This is a genomic window from Polaribacter sp. BAL334, assembly GCF_015767435.1.
Taxonomy (GTDB): Bacteria; Bacteroidota; Bacteroidia; order Flavobacteriales; family Flavobacteriaceae; genus Polaribacter.
Genome location: NZ_JADWOV010000271.1, coordinates 192378 through 212945 on the forward strand (window position 1 = coordinate 192378; position 20568 = coordinate 212945).

At 31.7% G+C, this 20568-nt stretch carries 20 protein-coding genes; 8 read left to right on the forward strand and 12 right to left on the reverse strand.

Annotation, left to right across the window (positions count from 1 at the left end; genetic code table 11):
* Nucleotides 1-16 precede the first annotated feature (16 nt).
* Entirely contained in the window at nucleotides 17-1057 is a 1041-nt protein-coding gene (locus tag IU405_RS07370) for an NADP(H)-dependent aldo-keto reductase (protein WP_197437961.1), read from the reverse strand.
* Between the two features lie 111 nt (nucleotides 1058-1168).
* Nucleotides 1169-2356 carry a phosphoglycerate kinase gene (locus IU405_RS07375; protein WP_197437962.1) on the reverse strand — a complete coding sequence of 396 codons (1188 nt, stop codon included), beginning with the start codon at nucleotides 2354-2356 and terminating at the stop codon, nucleotides 1169-1171.
* A gap of 104 nt (nucleotides 2357-2460) precedes the next feature.
* Between IU405_RS07375 and IU405_RS07380 the strand changes: the two genes are divergently transcribed.
* A complete protein-coding gene (locus tag IU405_RS07380; RefSeq protein WP_197437963.1) occupies nucleotides 2461-3603 on the forward strand; it encodes an ATP-binding protein in 1143 nt (380 codons plus the stop codon).
* Here IU405_RS07380 and IU405_RS07385 read toward each other — a convergent pair.
* The gene (locus tag IU405_RS07385) at nucleotides 3600-4190 is read right to left on the reverse strand and encodes a riboflavin synthase (RefSeq protein ID WP_197437964.1); all 591 of its coding nucleotides are present in this window, start codon (nucleotides 4188-4190) and stop codon (nucleotides 3600-3602) included. The two genes, IU405_RS07380 and IU405_RS07385, sit on opposite strands and share 4 nt — an antisense overlap.
* Nucleotides 4191-4248: 58 nt before the next feature.
* Here IU405_RS07385 and pdxA point away from each other — a divergent pair, with 58 nt between their 5' ends.
* The 7 genes from pdxA (at nucleotide 4249) to IU405_RS07420 (ending at nucleotide 9717) form a co-directional block, all read left to right on the forward strand.
* Nucleotides 4249-5283, forward strand: coding sequence for a 4-hydroxythreonine-4-phosphate dehydrogenase PdxA (pdxA, locus tag IU405_RS07390; protein ID WP_197437965.1), 1035 nt, complete (start codon nucleotides 4249-4251; stop codon nucleotides 5281-5283).
* A gap of 84 nt (nucleotides 5284-5367) precedes the next feature.
* Entirely contained in the window at nucleotides 5368-5904 is a 537-nt protein-coding gene (locus tag IU405_RS07395; protein WP_197437966.1) for a YceD family protein, read from the forward strand.
* A 1-nt stretch (nucleotide 5905) separates the two neighbouring features.
* Nucleotides 5906-6100 (forward strand): 50S ribosomal protein L32, encoded by a 195-nt coding sequence (gene rpmF / locus IU405_RS07400; protein ID WP_197437967.1) that lies wholly within the window; start codon nucleotides 5906-5908, stop codon nucleotides 6098-6100.
* A 156-nt stretch (nucleotides 6101-6256) separates the two neighbouring features.
* Complete coding sequence (locus IU405_RS07405; protein ID WP_197437968.1) at nucleotides 6257-7252, forward strand: beta-ketoacyl-ACP synthase III; 996 nt, start codon at nucleotides 6257-6259, stop codon at nucleotides 7250-7252.
* Nucleotides 7253-7278: 26 nt separating this feature from the next.
* Nucleotides 7279-7761 (forward strand): acetyl-CoA carboxylase biotin carboxyl carrier protein, encoded by a 483-nt coding sequence (gene accB, locus IU405_RS07410; RefSeq protein ID WP_197437969.1) that lies wholly within the window; start codon nucleotides 7279-7281, stop codon nucleotides 7759-7761.
* Between the two features lie 83 nt (nucleotides 7762-7844).
* Entirely contained in the window at nucleotides 7845-9182 is a 1338-nt protein-coding gene (accC, locus tag IU405_RS07415; RefSeq protein WP_197437970.1) for an acetyl-CoA carboxylase biotin carboxylase subunit, read from the forward strand.
* A gap of 85 nt (nucleotides 9183-9267) precedes the next feature.
* Complete coding sequence (locus IU405_RS07420; protein WP_197437971.1) at nucleotides 9268-9717, forward strand: Lrp/AsnC ligand binding domain-containing protein; 450 nt, start codon at nucleotides 9268-9270, stop codon at nucleotides 9715-9717.
* Nucleotides 9718-9953: 236 nt separating this feature from the next.
* Here the strand turns inward: IU405_RS07420 and IU405_RS07425 are convergent, their stop codons facing one another.
* The 9 genes from IU405_RS07425 to IU405_RS07465 form a co-directional block, all read right to left on the reverse strand.
* Entirely contained in the window at nucleotides 9954-10574 is a 621-nt protein-coding gene (locus IU405_RS07425; RefSeq protein ID WP_197437972.1) for an HAD family hydrolase, read from the reverse strand.
* A 153-nt stretch (nucleotides 10575-10727) separates the two neighbouring features.
* A complete protein-coding gene (locus tag IU405_RS07430) occupies nucleotides 10728-12812 on the reverse strand; it encodes an LruC domain-containing protein (protein WP_197437973.1) in 2085 nt (694 codons plus the stop codon).
* Between the two features lie 317 nt (nucleotides 12813-13129).
* A complete protein-coding gene (locus IU405_RS07435) occupies nucleotides 13130-14170 on the reverse strand; it encodes a YncE family protein (RefSeq protein ID WP_197437974.1) in 1041 nt (346 codons plus the stop codon).
* A gap of 56 nt (nucleotides 14171-14226) precedes the next feature.
* Complete coding sequence (locus IU405_RS07440) at nucleotides 14227-15270, reverse strand: hypothetical protein (protein ID WP_197437975.1); 1044 nt, start codon at nucleotides 15268-15270, stop codon at nucleotides 14227-14229.
* Nucleotides 15267-16952, reverse strand: coding sequence for a GMC oxidoreductase (locus tag IU405_RS07445; protein ID WP_197437976.1), 1686 nt, complete (start codon nucleotides 16950-16952; stop codon nucleotides 15267-15269). The genes IU405_RS07440 and IU405_RS07445 overlap by 4 nt, the downstream gene beginning before the upstream one ends.
* A gap of 7 nt (nucleotides 16953-16959) precedes the next feature.
* Nucleotides 16960-17526, reverse strand: coding sequence for a gluconate 2-dehydrogenase subunit 3 family protein (locus IU405_RS07450; protein WP_197437977.1), 567 nt, complete (start codon nucleotides 17524-17526; stop codon nucleotides 16960-16962).
* Nucleotides 17527-17546: 20 nt separating this feature from the next.
* Nucleotides 17547-18737 (reverse strand): glycosyltransferase family 2 protein, encoded by a 1191-nt coding sequence (locus IU405_RS07455; RefSeq protein ID WP_197437978.1) that lies wholly within the window; start codon nucleotides 18735-18737, stop codon nucleotides 17547-17549.
* A 10-nt stretch (nucleotides 18738-18747) separates the two neighbouring features.
* Nucleotides 18748-19362, reverse strand: coding sequence for an acyltransferase (locus tag IU405_RS07460; RefSeq protein ID WP_197437979.1), 615 nt, complete (start codon nucleotides 19360-19362; stop codon nucleotides 18748-18750).
* Complete coding sequence (locus IU405_RS07465; protein WP_197437980.1) at nucleotides 19353-20567, reverse strand: glycosyltransferase; 1215 nt, start codon at nucleotides 20565-20567, stop codon at nucleotides 19353-19355. Before IU405_RS07465 ends, IU405_RS07460 begins: the two co-directional genes overlap by 10 nt.
* Between the last annotated feature and the right edge of the window lies 1 nt (nucleotide 20568).

The following is a 20568-nucleotide window of genomic DNA, read 5'->3' on the forward strand; positions in this document are numbered from 1 at the left end:
CTTATTTTTATAATTATTATGGAGCAGGATTAGGAATCAAAACATGAACTGCATTAATTTCTTCCAAAATTTCTTCTGATAAATCAATATAAATCGAGTTTATATTTTCCTTTAATTGATCCATTTTTGTTGCGCCAATAATATTACTAGTCACAAAAGGCAACTGATTGATAAATGCCAAAGACAATTCAGAAAGCGTTAAACCGTGTTTTTTTGCGATTTCTAAATACAAAGCTACTGCTTTTTCAGAACCTTCATTTCTGTATCTAGCAATAAATCTTGGAAATAAAGTACCTCTTGCGCCTTCTGGCAAATTTCCGTCTAAATATTTTCCTGATAAAACGCCTTGAGCCAAAGGAGAATAGGCCAATAAACCCACATTTTCTCTCATAGAAACTTCACTCAAACCGATTTCATATCCTCTGTGAATCAGCGAATAAGAATTCTGAATGGTTACTGGTCTTGGCAAATTGTGTTGCTCAGCTGTTTGCACATATTTCATGGTTCCCCAAGGAGTTTCGTTAGATAATCCAAATTGTCTGATTTTTCCTTGTTTAATAAAATCGTGCAACGTTTCTATGATTTCCAAATGATTTTCAGCTTCTTTCGTAGATGTTTTATATGGATAATCTCTTACCCCAAAACAGTTCACACCTCTTGATGGCCAATGCAATTGATACAAATCAATATACTCTGTTTGCAATCTTTTCAAACTATTTTCAATGGCATCAGCAATGTTTTTTTTAATAAAACCACCAGTTCTAATATGCGCTGTATAATCTCCACCACCTGCAATTTTACTTGCCAAAACCACTTTCTCTCTGTTTCCTGTTTTTTGAAACCAAGAACCAATAATTTTTTCTGTATGACCATAGGTTTGCGCATTTGCAGGAACAGGATACAATTCAGCCGCATCAAAAAAATTCACCCCTTTTTCGAGAGCATAATCCATTTGTTCATGAGCTTCAGCTTCCGTGTTTTGGTTTCCCCAAGTCATGGTTCCTAAACATATTTTTGAAACTTTGATATCCGTATTTGGTAAGGTTGTGTATTTCATTTTTTTGAAATTTTTTTAGCGATGCAAAAATAAGGCTAATTTTATAACGATTAAAGCCACAAAAAAAAGTTCCCTAAAAGAGAACTTTTTTAACAGTTATTTTAAGAAAAATTAATTCAGAATTGCATCAATTCCTGGCAATGATTTTCCTTCTAACATTTCTAACATGGCGCCACCACCAGTGGAAACGTAACTTACTTTATCTTCAAATCCAAATTGTTTTACAGCAGCCACAGAATCACCACCACCAACTAATGAAAACGCACCGTTTTTCGTTGCTTTTTCAATTGAATGCCCTAAAGCAATTGTTCCTGCAGCGAATTTTTCCATTTCAAAAACTCCCAAAGGTCCGTTCCATAAAATGGTTTTGCATTTGTTTACAACTTCGTCAAAAAGTGCAATCGATTTTGGGCCAGCATCAACGCCTTCCCAACCATCAGGAATATTATTGATATCACAAATTTGAGTATTTGCATCATTACTGAATTTGTCAGCTGCAACAACATCCACAGGAATGTGCACAGTAACACCTTTTTCTCTGGCCTGTTTTAATATATCCAATGCCAATTCCATTTTGTCATCTTCGCAAATCGAATTTCCGATTTTTCCACCATGAGCTTTGATGAATGTAAAACTCATTCCACCACCCAAAATCAAATGATCCACTTTATCTAAAATATTTTCAATAACAGTGATTTTTGAAGAAACTTTTGCGCCTCCTAAAATTGCCAAAACAGGTTTTTCTGAGTTATTCAATACTTTATCAATACTTTCAATTTCTCTTGCTAATAAATCTCCGAAACATTTTTTTCCTTCAAAAAATTGCGCAATAATGGTCGTTGAAGCATGTGCTCTGTGAGCAGTACCAAAAGCATCATTCACATAAATATCTCCTAATTTTGATAATTTTTCAGCAAAATCAATAGCTCCTTTTTCTTCTTCTGCATAAAAACGAAGATTTTCTAGCAATAAAATTTCTCCATTTTTCAAATCAGCTACTGCTTTTTCAGCTTTTTCTCCAATACAATCTTCCACAAATTTAACGTTGCAACCCATAATATCTGAAATAACTTTCACGATATGACGCAATGAAAATTCATCTTGAAAACCTTTTGGCCTTCCTAAATGTGACATTAAAACGCAACTTCCACCATCTTCTAAAATTTTTACGAGGGTTGATTTTGCAGCTTCAATTCTTGTGGCATCAGTTACTTCAAATTTGTCGTTCAATGGCACATTGAAATCAACTCGAATAATGGCTTTTTTATCTTTAAAATTAAAATCTTGTAATGTTTTCATAATGAATGTATTTTCAACAAAAATACTTATTTCTTTACGTTTTATGAAATGCATTTCTTAAAAATTAAGATAACGTTTGCGTAAATTATCTCTTATATTTGTGCATGCTTTTCAATCAGATTATTGGTCAAGACCACATCAAAAAACATTTACAAGTTTCTGCGGAACAAGGCAGAATTCCTCATGCGCAACTTTTTATAGGAAAAGAAGGCTGTGGAACGTTGCCAATGGCATTGGCTTACGCACAATTTTTGCTGTCGCATTTTTCTGATAACCCTGAAATTAGTGCTATAAAATGTGAAAAATTACAGCATCCTGATTTGCATTTTGCCTTTCCAGTAACGACAACCGAAACTGTAAAAAGTCATCCTGTAAGTGATTTATTTTTAGATGATTGGCGTCAATTTATTTCTACACAATCTTATGGAAGTTTGTTCAATTGGTTGCAACATATAGGTGTGGAAAACAAACAAGGATTGATCAATGTTGAAGAAGCTGAAGAAATTGTAAAAAAATTACAATTAAAATCCTATGAAGGAGGATTTAAAGTAATGATTATTTGGATGGCAGAGAAAATGAATGCTGCTGCCTCCAATAAATTACTAAAGTTGATAGAAGAACCTCCTCAAAAAACAGTTTTTATTTTGGTTACTGAAGATGAAGAGCAGTTGTTAAATACGATTACTTCTCGTTGTCAGGCATTGCATTTTCCATTATTGAGCGAACAAGATATTGCCAATTCATTAGTCGTAAATTATCAATTGACCGAAAATGAAGCTTCAAAAATTGCACATCAATCAGAAGGAAATTATAACAAAGCGTTGGAATTATTGAATAACGATGCTAGTGATTTGGTTTTTGAAGAATGGTTTGTTGCTTGGGTTCGAACTGCATTTCGTGCGAAAGGAAATGTAGCTGTTGTGCAGCAATTAATTGCTTGGTCTGACACGATTTCAAAAACCGGACGTGAAACTCAAAAACGGTTTTTAGAATATTGTTTGCAGTTTTTTAGACAAGCGTTATTGTTCAATTACAAATCAGAGCAATTGGTTTTCATAGAGACAAAAACAGATTTTACCTTGTCAAAATTTGCACCTTTTGTGCATTCTTCTAATATTTTGGATATTGAAAAGGAAATTTCAGATGCCATGTATCACATTGAAAGAAATGGAAATCCGAAAATTATTTTGCTTGATTTATCCATAAAACTGACGCGTTTTTTACATAAAAAAGAACCAAAAGTTTAGTTTGTAAAAGCCGTTAATCTGGCAACATATTTTCCAATTACGTCAAACTCTAAATTCACAACATCATTCAATTTCAGTGTTTTAAAGGTAGTTTGCTCTTTGGTATAAGGAATAATGGCGACACTAAATTCATTTTCTTTTGAATTAATGACTGTCAAACTAACACCATTCACAGTAATGGAACCTTTTTCAATCGTTACGTTATTTTTGTTTTTTGGATATTGAAAAGTAAACCAAGTACTTCCGTTTTCATCAGAAATTTTAGTACAGATTCCTGTTCCGTCCACATGACCTTGCACAATATGTCCATCCAATCTAGCACCCAATTTCATAGCGCGTTCTAAGTTTACAAAATCGTTTTTTTTCAGATGTCCAATGCTTGTCTTGTCAAGAGTTTCTTTGATGGCAGTTACAGTGTATTCATCATCTATAATGTCAATAACCGTCAAACAAACACCATTATGAGCCACACTTTGGTCTACTTTTAGTTCATTAGTAATGTCACTTTTTATGGTTAAGTGCAGATTTCCTTGCTCTTTTACGCAGTTTGTAACAACTCCCATCGTTTCAATAATTCCTGTAAACATATCCGTAAATTTTGGTTACTTTTGTAGTCGCAAAAATAGCAATATTACAAGAGTTACTATGGATAAATCTGATAAAATAATTGTAGGAATTTCAATAGGAGATTTGAACGGAATTGGCATTGAAGTGATTTTAAAAACCTTTGATGATAAACGAATGTTAGAATTTTGTACTCCCATTATTTTTGGAGCAACCAAAGTAATTTCGTATCATAAAAAAGCATTGGAAAATGAAATTCAAGTGCATGGAATTACAGATGTCAATCAAGCGAATCCTACAAAAATCAATGTGCTGAATATTTGGAAAGAAGAAGTGGAAATTGAATTGGGAAAACCTACAAAAATTTCAGGTGAATACGCCTTAAAATCGTTAGAAAGTGCTGTGAACCATTTGAAAGAAAACAAGATTGATGTCTTAATCACAGCGCCAATTAATAAAGAAAATATTCAATCAGATGATTTTCATTTTCCTGGACATACAGAGTTTTTAGAAGAAAAATTAGACGGAAAAAGCTTGATGATTTTAATGACAGATGCTTTGAGAATTGGCTTAATCACAGGTCATATTCCCATTTCAAAAGTGGCTGAAACCATCACTCCAGCATTGATTACATCAAAAGTGGAGACTATGCATACCTCCTTGATTCAGGATTTTGGCATTAGTAAACCAAAAATTGCGGTGTTAGCATTGAATCCACATTGTGGTGACAAAGGCGTTATTGGGAAAGAAGATGACGAAATTATCAGACCTACAATTGCTGCAATTCAAGAAACTGGAAAGCTAGTTTTTGGACCTTATGCAGCAGATGGTTTCTTTGGAAACGAAACTTACAAACAATTTGATGGTGTTTTAGCAACCTATCACGATCAAGGTTTGGCGCCTTTCAAAGCGCTCTCTTTTGGAAAAGGAGTGAACTTTACAGCAGGATTGAGTCATATAAGAACCTCTCCAGATCATGGCACAGGCTATGATATTGCTGGAAAAAATCAAGCAAAATCATCTTCTTTTGAAGAGGCATTGTTCACTGCAATTCAGCTTTTTAGAAATCGAGAAGAATACAAAGAATTGACAAAAAATCAATTAAAGATTAAATAATCAACAAATGATTTCTTTTTTTAATATAAAAACTTGTAGAATTACATTTTTTTGTATCTTTGCACGCTCAATTGATGATTGATAATGAAAGACTTGAAACAATTCAACATTCCTTTTGTAGGATTAAGCGAAGGAAATCATGATTTCAATTATAAAATTGAGAATGAGTTCTTTGAATATTTTAATTTTGATGAGTTCGAAAGTGCAAACATTAATGTTTCATTGAGTTTTTTTAAAAAAACAACACTTTTAGAATTGGTTTTCAAAGCAAAAGGTACTGTTGAAGTTCCTTGCGATGTAACCACAGAAATGTATCATCAAAAAATTAAAGCAACATTGCCATTAGTAGTAAAATTTGGTCCTGAGTTTAATGACGATAATGAAGAAATTTTAATACTATCTTATGATGCATATCAACTAAATGTAGCACAATACATTTATGAAATGATTATTTTGGCGGTTCCAAACAAAAAAGTACATCCAAAAGTTTTAGATGGCACTATGGAATCAGAAACGTTGAAAAAATTAAAAGAATTAGAAATAAAAGAAGAAAATACTGCTGAAGAAGCAGACCCAAGGTGGGATAAATTAAAGAATTTACTAACAGAAAAAAAGAGATAAAATGGCACATCCTAAAAGAAAGATTTCTAAAACTAGAAGAGATAAAAGGAGAACACATTATAAAGCAGCAAATCAACAAATTGCAACTGATCCAACAACTGGAGAATCGCATTTGTATCACAGAGCTCACTGGCATGAAGGAAAACTTTATTACAGAGGTCAAGTTGTTTTAGAAACTGCAACTGCAGAAGCTTAAAAGCTTTTAATAATATATGTCAAAACCCTCATTTTTGAGGGTTTTTTTGCGTTTTTTACTTAAAAACAACTCAAAATTGGTTCATTTTAACCCAAAAGTGTGATATTTTTCATTACTTTTGACTTTCTAAATCAATAGTTCAATATTTTAATAACTATGAGTAAAATCACTGCAGCAATCACAGCAGTAGGAAAATATGTCCCTGACTATGTATTGACAAACAAAGAATTGGAAACTTTTGTTGATACAAATGACGAATGGATTACTACAAGAACAGGCATTAAAGAGCGAAGAATTTTAAAAGGTGAAGGTCTTGGAACTTCGTTCATGGCAATTAAAGCTGCACAAGATTTATTGCAAAAATCAAAAACAAATCCCGAAGAAATTGATTTGGTGATTGTGGCAACAGCAACACCAGATTTACTAGTAGCATCAACAGCTGTTTACACAGCCACTGAAATTGGTGCAATCAATGCCTTTGCCTATGATTTGCAAGCGGCATGTTCTAGTTTTTTATATGGAATGTCTACAGCTGCTAGTTACATAGAATCAGGAAGATACAAGAAAGTATTGGTTATTGGAGCAGATAAAATGTCATCCATCATTGATTATACTGATAGAGCAACATGTATTATTTTTGGAGATGGAGCAGGAGCAGCTTTGTTCGAGCCAAATTCAGAAGGATTTGGATTAAAAGATGAATATTTGCGAAGTGATGGAATAGGAAGAGATTTTTTAAAGATTGATGCAGGAGGTTCTATTTTGCCACCATCAGAAGAAACTGTAAAAAATGGACAACATTTTGTGCATCAAGAAGGAAAAACAGTTTTCAAGTATGCAGTTTCAAATATGGCTGAGGTTTCTGAAAAGATGTTGACAAGAAATAATCTTACAAAAGAAGACATTCAGTGGTTGGTACCTCATCAAGCGAATAAAAGAATCATTGAAGCAACTGCCAATAGAGTGGGTGTTGAAGCGGATAAAGTGATGGTAAACATTCATAAATACGGAAATACCACTTCTGCAACATTACCTTTATTATTAGCAGATTACGAAAGTCAATTAAAAAAAGGAGATAATTTAATTTTTGCAGCCTTTGGAGGTGGTTTCACTTGGGGAGCTATTTACTTAACTTGGGCGTATAATTCATAAAACAAAACAACTAAATAATCATAATTATGGATATCAAAGAAATTCAAAATCTGATAAAATTTGTAGCAAAATCTGGCGCAAGTGAGGTAAAGTTAGAAATGGAGGATATTAAAATTACTATTAAAACAGGAAGTGGTTTTACAGAAACTACCTATGTTCAATCAGCTCCTGTGCAGCAAAGTGCCCCACAAGTTGTGGTTACTCCAACAGCACAACCTGCTTCAGAAACTCCAGCTCCTGTTGTAAAAGCAGCTGAAAATGCCGGAAATTACATCACCATAAAATCTCCAATTATTGGTACTTTCTACAGAAAACCATCTCCAGATAAATCAAACTTTGTGGAAGTTGGTTCAGAAATTAGTGCAGGTGATGTAGTTTGTGTGATTGAAGCAATGAAATTATTCAATGAAATTGAATCTGAAATTTCTGGTAAAGTAGTAAAAATCCTAGTTGATAATGCATCTCCAGTAGAATATGATCAACCGTTATTTTTGGTTGACCCATCCTAATTGAAGTTAGAATTGCAGATGTAAAAGAAATTTTCGAAACATCATTCAGCTAAAAAGTTTACTTAATCTAATCTCAAAATAAGATGTTCAAAAAAATATTAGTTGCCAACAGAGGAGAAATTGCTTTACGAGTTATTAGAACTTGTAAAGAAATGGGAATCAAAACTGTAGCTGTCTATTCAACAGCAGATGCAGAAAGTTTACACGTTCGTTTTGCAGACGAAGCAGTATGTATAGGGCCACCAGCAAGTAGTGAATCCTATTTGAAAATGTCAAATATTATTGCGGCTGCAGAAATCACCAATGCTGATGCCATTCATCCTGGATATGGGTTTTTATCAGAAAATGCAAAATTCTCTAATTTGTGTGAAGAGCATAAAATAAAATTCATTGGAGCAACTGGCAGAATGATTGATCAAATGGGAGATAAAGCGAATGCCAAAGCGACTATGAAAGCAGCTGGAGTGCCTTGTGTGCCTGGTTCTGAAGGAATTATTGCCGATTTTGAACAATGTAAAAAAGTAGCTCTAGAAACAGGATATCCAGTAATGTTAAAAGCTTCTGCAGGTGGTGGAGGTAAAGGAATGCGTGCTGTTTGGAAACCTGAAGATTTAAAAAATGCGTGGGATTCTGCAAGACAAGAAAGTAAAGCTGCTTTTGGAAATGATGATATGTATATGGAAAAACTCATTGAAGAACCAAGACATATTGAAATTCAAATTGTAGGTGATGCTTACGGAAAAGCATGCCATTTATCAGAAAGAGATTGTTCTGTGCAAAGACGTCATCAAAAATTGACTGAAGAAACTCCTTCTCCATTCATGACAGATGAGTTGAGAGATGCTATGGGAAAAGCAGCTGTAAAAGCAGCTGAATACATCAGTTATGAAGGTGCAGGAACTATAGAATTTTTGGTTGATAAACACCGAAATTTCTATTTCATGGAGATGAATACTCGTATCCAAGTAGAGCATCCAATTACGGAAGAAGTTATCAATTATGATTTGATTAGAGAACAAATTTTAGTGGCTGCAGGTGTCCCAATTTCAGGAAAAAATTATTATCCTCAAATGCATTCTATAGAATGTAGAATCAATGCTGAAGACCCTTACAACGGATTTAGACCTGCACCAGGAAGAGTCACTACTTTTCATGCGCCAGGAGGTCATGGAGTTAGAATGGATACACACGTTTATGCAGGGTATATGATTCCGCCAAACTACGATTCTATGATTGCAAAGTTGATTGTAACTGCACAAACAAGAGAAGAAGCTATCAATAAAATGAAAAGAGCATTGGATGAATTTGTCATTGAAGGCATCAAAACAACCATTCCTTTTCACAGACAATTGATGGATCATCCTGATTATGTTGCAGGAAATTATACTACAAAATTTATGGAAGGTTTCGAAATGAAATAGTGAAATTGAATACTAGAAATACAATAAAGAGAATACTTCAAAAAAGTGTTCTCTTTTTTTTATCTTTAAACTTTAATTATTAATCATGAAAATAGACGGAATTGATAAAATTATTATCAAAAGTTTGGTAAATGATGCACGAACGCCTATTCTGAGCATTGCTAGAGAAGTTGGCATTTCTGGAGCAGCCATTCATCAACGATTGCGAAAATTAGAAAAATCTAATTTGATTGAAGGCTATAAAATGGTGATTAATCCGAAAGCTTTAGGATACACAACCACTGCTTTTGTAGGGGTTTTTTTAGATGCGTCTAATCTATATTCTTCTGCAATAAAAAGATTGAAAGAGATTCCTGAAATTGTTGAAAGTCATTATACAACAGGAAATTATGCTATTTTTATCAAAATTATGTGTAAAAATAATGAAGACTTAATGCATTTGTTGAATAAAGATATTCAGAATATCAAAGGAGTTTCAAGAACAGAAACATTCATTTCTTTAGATCAACAAATTGATAGGCAAATTGCGATTTAGGTCTCAAACTAAACAAACATTTCATGAAAATATTCAATTCGTCGAAACTAAATTACATTTGGACGATTGTAGATTGCAATTTGTCGATAATTGAAATCAAAGTTTCAAATAGAAATTATCTTTGTGTCCTATTGTAATAGAAATATTAAATATATTTATTGGGGGATTTATATATTTAAACATTAAAGAGCTTAGAAATAAGCTCTTTTTTTATTGGGATATTTTTCCTCTTCTTTTTATTGATTCAATACCTTCAAAATATTTATTGTATCATAATGCTGCACATGATATGTTTTTATGCCAACTTTTTTAGCACCTTCAATATTACTTATAGCATCATCAACAAAAAGAGTTTCTGCGGCTATTAAGTTACTGTCCTCTAAAATAAAATTAAAAATGGCTTCATCTGGTTTTCTAATTCCAATTTCATGAGAATAGTAAGCTTTTTTAAAAATGTCGTTGAATGAGCTATTATAACTATTTTTAAAAGTATCTAGATATTCTTTTTGGTGAATACTATTCGTGTTGCTTAATAGAAAAAGAGTGTAATTTTTTCCTAGGTCAGTTAAAAAATCAATACGTTCTTTTGGCATATCTAATATCATAGCATTCCAAGCTTGAATAATTTCTTGATGACTAGGAGATTTTTCAGATAAATTTAAAAGAGAATCCAAAAAATATTTTTCTGAAATTTTACCAATTTCAAAGTCATAAAAAAAAGAATATTGATAATGATGTCCAGTTTCATTCACAATATTTTGAATACCTAATTTTTTAAAAGCTTCAATTGTTTTAGGAACATCTAAATTCATGATTACACCTCCTAAGTCAAAAACTATATTTTTTATCGTACTCATTTTTAAAGTATTTATTGATAATAAATTCCTTTAAAATTACTGAAATAATTTGTAAAAGGAATATTTTTTATTGAAAAGTATAGATTTATGCAAAAAAAAGAGGTCACTTAAAAAGTGACCTCTTTGAACAAAATTTATTAAAAAAATGAACTGTTATTTGTTATAAATATTGGAACTATTTCTAAATCCAGGTTCGTTTTTATACCAATTTTTATAATCTAATCCATTGCTTAAAACCCAATTAATAAAATTTAAGTGACTAACATCTATACTTGCTTTTTCAATAGGATATTCAAAACGACTTGGGAAATTAATTGCCCAAGGTAAGTTGTCTTTTGTTTTATAATATTTTCCTGTTGCTGATTGAGTATCGTCAAACGAAGTTCCAAAATAAGATAAATCAGCTAAACTTGTTGGAGCATAATTTGGCAAGTGAACTTCTTTACCTCTTTCTTTATTTACAATGATAAATGGATTGAAAGGAGCCATTCCGAATGTATTGATATCAATAGGATTTACCAAATCTATAGTGACAGTTATTGTATCAGAGACAACAAAAGGCTGATCTGGTCTTGTATTTCCATAACCTTGTTTCCAAGCATTGTCGAACACAATTATGGTTGCATCTTTTTGTCCTGATTCTGTTCCATTACCATTTGTTTTAATATAACTTTCAGTATATTTTGTTCCTTTTACAGATGCAATACGTGATGGATCTAAACCAGGAATTGAGAAACCAAAACCATTTTGGAAACTTGCTCCAATAGCTCTTACAATGAATTTTCCTTCTAAACTAACTACTTTATTTTCAGCATTTGAAATTCTGTTAAAATGATAATCAACTACCAAATCATTAAAATCATAATCACCTTTAGATGGCCATAAATCTTCAAAAGCAAGAGTTCCAAACATATTTTTACCAGGATAAAAATTATTGAACGCTAATTTTGGATCTTCAGGATAATTGTCAAAACTATCATTAACTCCGTCTTTATCAGTATCAATAGGATCTGGATCTATTTTTGCTACGTTATCTATTTCAACATTTTCTATTGGATTTGCAGTTGCATAAAAAACAGCATCGTTAAAGTCATTATCACCCCCTGGACGAATTAAATCTTCGAAACCAATTAAGAATAAATCTCTTTTTTCATCGAAAAGCATCACTGTGTGTTGACGATCCTTGATATCTGCTTCTGGATTTAATTCTAAATTAGAGTATAATAAACCCAAACCTTCTGTTGATTTTTTTGTTTTATCATCCCAACCATCACGCATTAACATCCAACCAACTACTGTGTTTTTTTCGAAAACACCTAACGAAACTTTATCACCAGAGTATAAACCTCCTCCTGAACCTGCAAATGATGCATTTGGAAAAATCACAAAACATTCTTTAATATCTGATGGACTTTTTGGTGGGAAATCTCTATCATAAGTATAGTATGCTAATACATTTCTATAACCAGCACCTTCAGATACAAAGGTAATCCATACTTCTGCTTTATCTAAAATTACTAAATTGTGCTGATTGTTTCCTAAGAGATATTCAGGATGATATTTAGGCACAGGCATGTTTTCTGGCAAAGAATTATTTACATCTTTTAAAAAATCTTTGGTTATTTTATCAGGTTTATCCTCTAAATAATTAGGAACTCCATTGCCATCATAACTTCCTATATAGTTAATTTTAATGTTAGAATTCAATTTACTTTTAAGAGTATTTTCTAGCTTTGAATAGTAGGATTTGTTGCTGTAATTTTGACTTTTTTGGGTGTTTTTTGTGCCTCCAAAAGTAAAATTAACGTTCCCATTTTCTATGGGTACTTTTGTTTCTGGAATAAAACCTATAAAATCTGTTTTTAAAACAACTTCTTCCATGTCAGCTTCAAAAGTATAATTCACTACAAATTCTCCTTGTAGATTTGTTACACCATTGATGATTTCTGAACCATTTTCTTCTTCAAAATTAGTCCAAACACTTACTTTAACATTTGAAACTGCATTTCCTTCATTATCTTTTGTTCTAATTGTTACCTTAGTTTCTTTGGTATTTTTCCAATTAAAGTTTGGGGAAGCTTTTAAATTATCAATAGTAACTTCTCCAGAATCTTCAGGAAGTTCTGTAAAATCTTTACTACAAGAACTTAGGAAAATAATTGTTAACAAAAATAATTTCATAAGTAATGAATAATTATTCAAACTAACTTTTTTAATGGAGGGGGTGTGATTTTTCATAAAATGGATTTTTAAAGATGAAGACTAAAGTTAATGCTTATAAAGTGCTGAAAATATGACTTTTATCATGAAAGTAGTCTTCGGTTTAATTGATTTAGGGTTTAAAGATTTACTAAGTTTTTTTGGGTTTATATTTGAATTTATGTAAAACAATTAATTTTCAAATTAAATTCAATATTCTTGATACAAAGGTAATTTTTAAATAAAGTGAAAAATCTATCAATTAGCTGATTTATAATTTGCTATCGATAAATGGAATATTTCTAAAGACGAAATACATCAAAATAAAAAGAGAAAAGGATAATTGTTTGAATAGCCTAATGAATAAAAACCATAGCATCAGGAACTCTTCCAGTACCAATAGTGCTAATGATTTTAAATGTTTTCATGTCAATTACTTCAATTTTATCCGCATTAGAATTGGCAACAAAAGCATACAACCCATTTGGATGCATTAAAATATTTACAGGACGAGGTGTGTGATATAGTAATTTTTCAAGAAGTGTAGTTTTTCCATGAAGATAAATGGTTTTTATATCCTTCTTAGTTTGTTGATTGAATACCGAAACAGTTCCATCTGTTGCATTGGCAACCAAACAATATTTGCCATCAATAGAAAAACTCAGTTTTAAAGACTCATTTCCTGAGGTTAATGTATTGGTAATAGTATAATTTGTAGTATCAATAACTTTTATTGAATTTTCATTGATGTTTGTAACCCAAATTTCAGAGCCATCAGGAGTAATGTCAATTCCTTTTCTGCCCAAACCGCAAGCTATAATTTTAATCACTTTGTTTTGAGTAAGATCTATGACACTTACTGAACCAGAATTGATATTTGTTACGTAAGCAATTGGTTTTTTTGGATGCAAAACAGCCAAATGACTTTTGTCTTGCTCTGTTGATAATTGTTTTTCAATACGATTATTTTCAATATCAAGAACAACTAAGCTATTCAAAACATAATCGATTATTGCAACTTTTTGTGAATCAGGCAAAGCAATTATGCCATTTCCATAAATTTTTTGATTGAATATTTTTTCTTTTTCTAAAGTATTCGTTTTTGCATTTATAGTTTTAATGATATTTTTATCTGAATCACCAAAATTTGTGAGTACAATTTTATTTTCATTGGATGTTTTTACAGCTTCGTGAGACAACATATCAATAGAAATTTCGGCAATTTCCTTTCCTGAAAATAAATCAAAAACGAGAACATTTTCACTTACTTTGTTTACAACATATAGTTTTCCATTCGTTTTTATGTCATAAGATGGTAATCTTACAATAAAAACTGAAATGCGAAAAAGCAAAAAAAGACCTCCCAGAAAAAGCAATACAAATTTTAAACGCTTCATAAAACTTAAAAAAACAACTCAATTATTCGTGATGAATGATTAAAAAAAGGATATTTTTAATTGACAAATGCAAGACCATCAGGCATGTCACCAACCTTAATACTACTCACGATGGCAAAAGTACGCAAATCAATTATTTCAACTCTACTTGCTGTAAAATTTGATATAAAAGCATATTTTCCATTAGGATGCATTAAAATTCCTACAGGACGAGGTGTGTGATAAAGTATCTTTTCGAGAATATTTTTTTTGCCGGGAATTGAAATCGTTGCGATTTGTTTTTTTGTTTTGCTATTATAAACTGATAATGTTCCTTCACTTGAATTTGAAACTAAACAATATTTTCCATCATTAGAAAACTTTAATCTCAAAGGCTCTTTTCCAGTTTTAATTCGTTCAGTAATTTCATAAGTAGTAGAATTGATTACGGAAATAACATTTTCTTCTATGTTGGTTACCCAAAGTTCAGCACCATCTTTTGTAATATCAATTCCTTCAGATTTCTTCCCAATAGGAATAATTTTGATAACTGAATCTAGTTTTACATCTATAACACTTACTGATCCTGATGCAATATTCGCAACATAAATCAAAGGTTTAAAAGGATGATGAACTAATAAATGACTGAGGTTTTGCTGAGTAGAGATTTGTTTTTCTAAAACACCTGTTTTTACATTCACTATGGATAAATGATTTCCAATATCAGTAACAACACCTACTTTATCTGCTTCTGGCAATGAAATAATTCCATGAGGACGTAAACTTTCGCCAATTGAAACAGTTTTTTCTATGGTATTTCTTTTTGCATTTATCACAGTAATACTTTTTCCACCAATATCTGGAGTACCGTAATTGGTTACAATAACTCGATTTGGATTGGTTAGTGCTGTTGCTTCATGAGGTTCAATTTCCATAGGCAATTCTTTAATTTGCTTACCTTTTAGTAAATCAAAAATCACAACACTTTTACTCACTTTATTTACAACATACAAAGTGCCTTCTGTTTTAATTGAATAAGCAGGTTGTTTGATAAAATAATACACTATGAATGATGAGATAATGAGTCCCAAAATCAGGATTGGTATTCTAAATTTTCTCATAATTGGTTTGATTTAAATTGTTGAATTGCATATTTACAAGCTCTTGCAGTAAGTGCCATATACGTTAAAGATGGATTTTGACAACCTGAAGAAGTCATACAACTTCCATCAGTTATAAAAACATTTTTAACATCGTGCATTTGATTGTATTTATTAAGCACAGAAGTTTTAGGATCATCTCCCATTCTTGCGGTTCCCATTTCGTGAACTGCAGAACCTGGAGGAGGACTATTTCTATAACTTCCAACATTTTTAAAGCCAGCTTTTATCAAGATTTCTTCGCTAGATTTTGTCATATGTTCCATCATCGCTAATTCATTTTCGCCATATTCAAAATGAACTTTTACTAATGGTAATCCCCATTGATCAAGATTTTGACGATCTAAAGAAATTTTATTTTCATAATAAGGCAATACTTCTCCACGGCCACCCAATGAAATAATCCATTTTCCTGGTTTTTGAAGTTGAGCTTTTAAAGCAACACCAAAACCAGTTGTTGGTTTTGAATCCCAATGTTGTCTTTCTCCTTTACCTTGAATTCCATATCCTCTTATAAAATGGGTATTTGTGTTTTTAGAATCTAAATTTTGGAAACGTGGAATGTAAATCGTTCCAGGAGATCTGCCTTCGTAATATTTATCTAGCAAACCATCAAAAGTGCCATATGTACCTTCATTCACAACATGATCCATTAAATTATGTCCAACTTGCAAACTTGAATTTCCTAATCCATTTGGAAATGATTTAGAAACAGAATTTAATAAAATTGATGCTGTTGCAATTGCTGAAGCATTCAAGAAAATAATTTTTGCATAAAAAGTGGTTTCATTTTTCGAAATTGCATCAATTATTGTAACACCAATAGCTTTTTTAGTTTCCTCATCGTAAACAACTTCTTTTACAATCGAGTTTTCTCTAAGTGTTAGATTTCCGCTATTGTAGGCGTCTAAAAGTGTGGATGAATTGCTACTAAAATAACCTGCAAAAGGGCATCCTCTACTGCACAAATTGCGATACATGCATTTGCCTCTTCCTTCTTTGTATTCTGTTAAATTTGCTACTCTTCCATTTATTATTCGACGATCAGAATAATGCTTATTTACGCTTTCTTTTAAATGTTTTTCAACAGCATTCATTGGAATTGGAGGTAAAAAAATACCATCAGGTAAATGAGGTAATGATTCAGAACTTCCGCTAATTCCAACATATTCTTCAACATAATCATACCATTCTTTTAAATCATCATATCTGATAGGCCAATCAATTCCATATCCATCTTTTTTATTTGCTTCAAAATCTAAATCAGAAAGACGATAACTTTGACGTCCCCAAGTTAATGATCTACCTCCAACTTGATAACCTCTAATCCATTTAAAAGGTTTTTCTTGAATATAAGGATGCTCACTATCTTTAACATAGAAATGCATGTCACCAGCATTGCAGTGACTACTTTGAACAGGTCTTTCTTCTATTTCTTTTGATGTTAAATGCATTCTATTAGGAAACTCCCAAGGTTCTTTAAGAGCTGTAATATAGTCTGTTAAGTGTTCTACATTTCTTCCTCTTTCGAGCACGAGTGTTTTTAATCCTCCTTCACTAAGTTCTTTAGCTGCCCAACCTCCACTAATGCCAGATCCAACAACTATGGCATCAAAAGTATTTATATCTGTTTGGTTTTTCATCGTAAATTTATCTTGTTGCCCAAGCTTTTTGATTGGGCGTTATTGTAGTAATTGCAGCATAGTTAGCAGGCACAGGAACGTAGGATAACAATTCTGTAGCACCAAGTTCTGAGGAACAATACCCTTCTATTGTTAATGTTTTTAGAATATTAAAAAAAGAGCGTCCTCTAATTTTGGTATCAATTTTAGTAAGAAAGCTATTAGAATCTTGATTGTTATCAAGGTTATTGAGCACTTCTATTTTTTGCTCATTTGTACATTTCTCAAAAACACGATCATAGTCACTCAAGCAAGTATTTTGAATATCATTTAAACCATTAAAAAATGTATTAAATTCTTTATTTGATGAGCATGATTCCATAAAATTGATAATAAAATCATGGACATTAGCTTCTTTCGCGCCAGGAGTATCTGAAGGAGGTATGATTACATCTGCTAATTCTGCAATAAGATCTTTATAATTTTTAAGTTTCCCTCTGTTTGATGTTCCATAAAAAAAATTGAAACCAGTAAAGGAAGCAATACTAATTCCAGTGAAGGCTAAAATTCCTCCAATTGCTTTTCGTCTATTCATGATACAATTATTTTAAAAGATTAATTTGCTCTTTTTGAACGTTCCCAATTGACAGATTGTGTGTTGTTTATATATCGAAAAAACCCTAAAACTACTGACAAATTCATAATGAAAAAGTAGTAAGGAATGAAGAGTATTTTAATTCTAGTTTCTCTGTTTTCTAAAAACCAACCCAATAATGCAGCTGCATAAAATAGGATTTGTAACCAAAAAAATAAAGTGTAAATTGATAAGGAAAATAGCCCTTCTTGCAGAGCAAGGATTGTTAAAACGGGAATCATCAATACTAAGCATAAAGGAGTCAAACTCCAACGTAAAACTCGATGTGAAATGTATTGAAATGATAATGTTCCGTATTTAAAAATATTGAGCAATGATTTTAATCTCACAATAGATTGAATACCTCCTGCTGAAATTCTAATTTTACGTTTTAATTCTTCCTTTACATTTGCAGAGGCTGTTTCAATGGCATATGCTTCAGGATCATATTGAATTGTATAACCATCTTGAGCAACTCGTAATGAAATGATAAAATCATCTAAAATGGTGTCTTTTTCCACATGACGATATAATGCTGTTCTAATGGCAAATAATTCGCCTGCTGCACCTACAACCGAATACAATTCTGCATCCCATTTTTTTAAGGTAGATTCATATTTCCAATACAAACCTTCGCCTGCACCAGAAGCCACATCACTTTCTTTATCGATAATTCTTTTTTCACCAGAAACACAGCCAACTTTTGGATTGCTAAATAATTGAACAATTCTTTTGATAGACTCTTTTCCAAGGTTGGTATTAGCATCACTAAAAATAACAATAGGTGTTTTTACAAATTCCATTCCTCTATTCATGGCACCAATTTTTCCATTTCTTTCATCTAAATGATGCACAGTTGTATTTGGGTATTCTTTTAACAAATCTGGAGTGCCATCATTAGACCCGTCAGTAACCCAAATAATATGTAATTTATCTTTAGGATAATCAAGTGACAATGTATTTTTCATTTTTGCTGCCACATACTCTTTTTCATTGTAAGCAGCAATAAATAAAGTGACTTCTGGTTGATATGAATCATCTATTATTGTCTTTTTTCCAATTTTGAAAAATCTCCTAATTTTAATGATTGCAAATAATAAAATACCATAACCAACATAGGTATAAACGATGATAAATATCAATATCCAGCAAGTAATTTTTAATAAATCCATGATATAATTTTTAAACTTTTTCCCAAATCTTTGTCTCGTGATTGTATTTTTTTAGCACTTTGGCTGGATTTCCAACAGCTACAGAATATGATGGAATATTTTTGGTTACAACACTTCCAGCCGCAATTACACAGTTTTTTCCAATGGTTACACCAGCCAAAACAACAACGTTTGCGCCAATCCAAGTACCATCTTCTATGGTAATAGGAGATGTAGAAACACCTTGCTCGTGAATTGGACGATTTACATCTTCATAATTATGATTTAATCCAGATAGTGTAATGTTTTGTGCCAAACGAATATCATTGCCAATCAAGACTGGTCCAATAATCGTATTGCTTAGTCCTATTTTGGTTCTGTCTCCAATAATTACATTTCCTACACCATTGTTTATTGCCGAAAAATCTTCTATGGTAGAATCTTCTCCTAAATCAAATTTATTCCATGGAACTACATCCATTCTTGTTCTTGGTCTTACAATAGCACCTTTTCCTTTTTTATGATAAAACGGATTCACAAACCATTTTATCCATAATCTTGGTCGAGTTTGTTTTGGAATTAGAATAGACCAATGCACAAGTTTTTTTAAACTTTCATTTGATTTAATTTTTTCTTTTAGTCCCATTTTATGCTATGTTTGGTTGATTTTATGATGGCTTCATAAATAGCTTTCACATTGTTTTCCCAGGTATGACTTTTTGCATATTCAATTCTGTTTTTGATACGTTCGCTCGTATTTTCTGATAAAGCTTTGTCTATCAAGGAAACATAATCTTCTTTACTATCTGCTAAATACACATGTTCTTTAAACATTTGCATTGTTTTTGTAGTTGTAGCAACAACAGGTTTTCCCATGGCTAAATACTCATCAATTTTTCTTGGATAATTGCCAATAGTTAAATTGTTTTTAAGTTGTGGATTGGTGGTAACATCAAAACCTTTTACATAATTTGGGAGGTCTAAAGCATCTTTACTACCTAAAAAATACACATTTGACATGGTGTGCAATTTTGATTTTTTAAAATCTTCATCCTCAGGACCTACTAAAACAATACTCCAATCTTTCTTTTGCGATGCAATAAACTCTAGCAATTCAATATCCAATCGCAAGCTAGTTAATGAACCAACATAACCAAAAATAGGAGAGGGTATGTTTTTAAACTCATCAGCAATTTTGATGGAATTGTCTTCGTCATTAAACAATGACACATCACAACCTTGACCAACCATATAACTATGTTGATTGTATTGTTTGCAAAAATCTTCGAAAAACTCGGAATTTGTTAAAACGACATCCGCCTTTTTAATAAGTTGAGGTTCAATTCTTTCGCCATGTTTTTGCCAATAAGGCACTTTTACTAAATAATCGCGCATGTAATACGCATACACTTTTGGTTTAAGCAAGTCTTTTAAATGCAATCCTAAAAACATAGAGCTATCGTTAAAAAGGATTACATCTTTAAACCCTAATCTTGAAATTGCTTTTTGAATATCTTTCGCAAATACAGTACTATTTCTTTTATTTAAGCTATTAAAAATGAAATTTATAGGAATAGAATTTATAGATTCCACAAGAGATTTTGGGTATAAATTCCATAAGTTTGATTCAATTTCAACTAAATCATCTTCTTCTCCATTTTTAATTCGAATTCTTTTTTGAATATTGATTTTATCTTTTTGAGAGCGCATAACAGCTCTTGTCATTGGCGGATTTACGTATAAAACACGATTGTGTTTTGCAAATTCTAGCGCAATATTTTTGCAATTGCTGCCAATTTCTATATCCCAAGCTTGGATGCCAACTACGATGATGTCTTTACCTGTTATCATG

Bases quoted from the DNA above. Each gene is read 5' to 3' on its own strand.
- IU405_RS07370 (WP_197437961.1), bottom strand. From the start codon at position 1,057: ATGAAATACACAACCTTACCAAATACGGATATCAAAGTTTCAAAAATA.
- IU405_RS07375 (WP_197437962.1), bottom strand. From the start codon at position 2,356: ATGAAAACATTACAAGATTTTAATTTTAAAGATAAAAAAGCCATTATT.
- IU405_RS07380 (WP_197437963.1), top strand. From the start codon at position 2,461: ATGCTTTTCAATCAGATTATTGGTCAAGACCACATCAAAAAACATTTA.
- IU405_RS07385 (WP_197437964.1), bottom strand. From the start codon at position 4,190: ATGTTTACAGGAATTATTGAAACGATGGGAGTTGTTACAAACTGCGTA.
- pdxA (WP_197437965.1), top strand. From the start codon at position 4,249: ATGGATAAATCTGATAAAATAATTGTAGGAATTTCAATAGGAGATTTG.
- IU405_RS07395 (WP_197437966.1), top strand. From the start codon at position 5,368: ATGAAAGACTTGAAACAATTCAACATTCCTTTTGTAGGATTAAGCGAA.
- rpmF (WP_197437967.1), top strand. From the start codon at position 5,906: ATGGCACATCCTAAAAGAAAGATTTCTAAAACTAGAAGAGATAAAAGG.
- IU405_RS07405 (WP_197437968.1), top strand. From the start codon at position 6,257: ATGAGTAAAATCACTGCAGCAATCACAGCAGTAGGAAAATATGTCCCT.
- accB (WP_197437969.1), top strand. From the start codon at position 7,279: ATGGATATCAAAGAAATTCAAAATCTGATAAAATTTGTAGCAAAATCT.
- accC (WP_197437970.1), top strand. From the start codon at position 7,845: ATGTTCAAAAAAATATTAGTTGCCAACAGAGGAGAAATTGCTTTACGA.
- IU405_RS07420 (WP_197437971.1), top strand. From the start codon at position 9,268: ATGAAAATAGACGGAATTGATAAAATTATTATCAAAAGTTTGGTAAAT.
- IU405_RS07425 (WP_197437972.1), bottom strand. From the start codon at position 10,574: ATGAGTACGATAAAAAATATAGTTTTTGACTTAGGAGGTGTAATCATG.
- IU405_RS07430 (WP_197437973.1), bottom strand. From the start codon at position 12,812: ATGAAAAATCACACCCCCTCCATTAAAAAAGTTAGTTTGAATAATTAT.
- IU405_RS07435 (WP_197437974.1), bottom strand. From the start codon at position 14,170: ATGAAGCGTTTAAAATTTGTATTGCTTTTTCTGGGAGGTCTTTTTTTG.
- IU405_RS07440 (WP_197437975.1), bottom strand. From the start codon at position 15,270: ATGAGAAAATTTAGAATACCAATCCTGATTTTGGGACTCATTATCTCA.
- IU405_RS07445 (WP_197437976.1), bottom strand. From the start codon at position 16,952: ATGAAAAACCAAACAGATATAAATACTTTTGATGCCATAGTTGTTGGA.
- IU405_RS07450 (WP_197437977.1), bottom strand. From the start codon at position 17,526: ATGAATAGACGAAAAGCAATTGGAGGAATTTTAGCCTTCACTGGAATT.
- IU405_RS07455 (WP_197437978.1), bottom strand. From the start codon at position 18,737: ATGGATTTATTAAAAATTACTTGCTGGATATTGATATTTATCATCGTT.
- IU405_RS07460 (WP_197437979.1), bottom strand. From the start codon at position 19,362: ATGGGACTAAAAGAAAAAATTAAATCAAATGAAAGTTTAAAAAAACTT.
- IU405_RS07465 (WP_197437980.1), bottom strand. From the start codon at position 20,567: ATGATAACAGGTAAAGACATCATCGTAGTTGGCATCCAAGCTTGGGAT.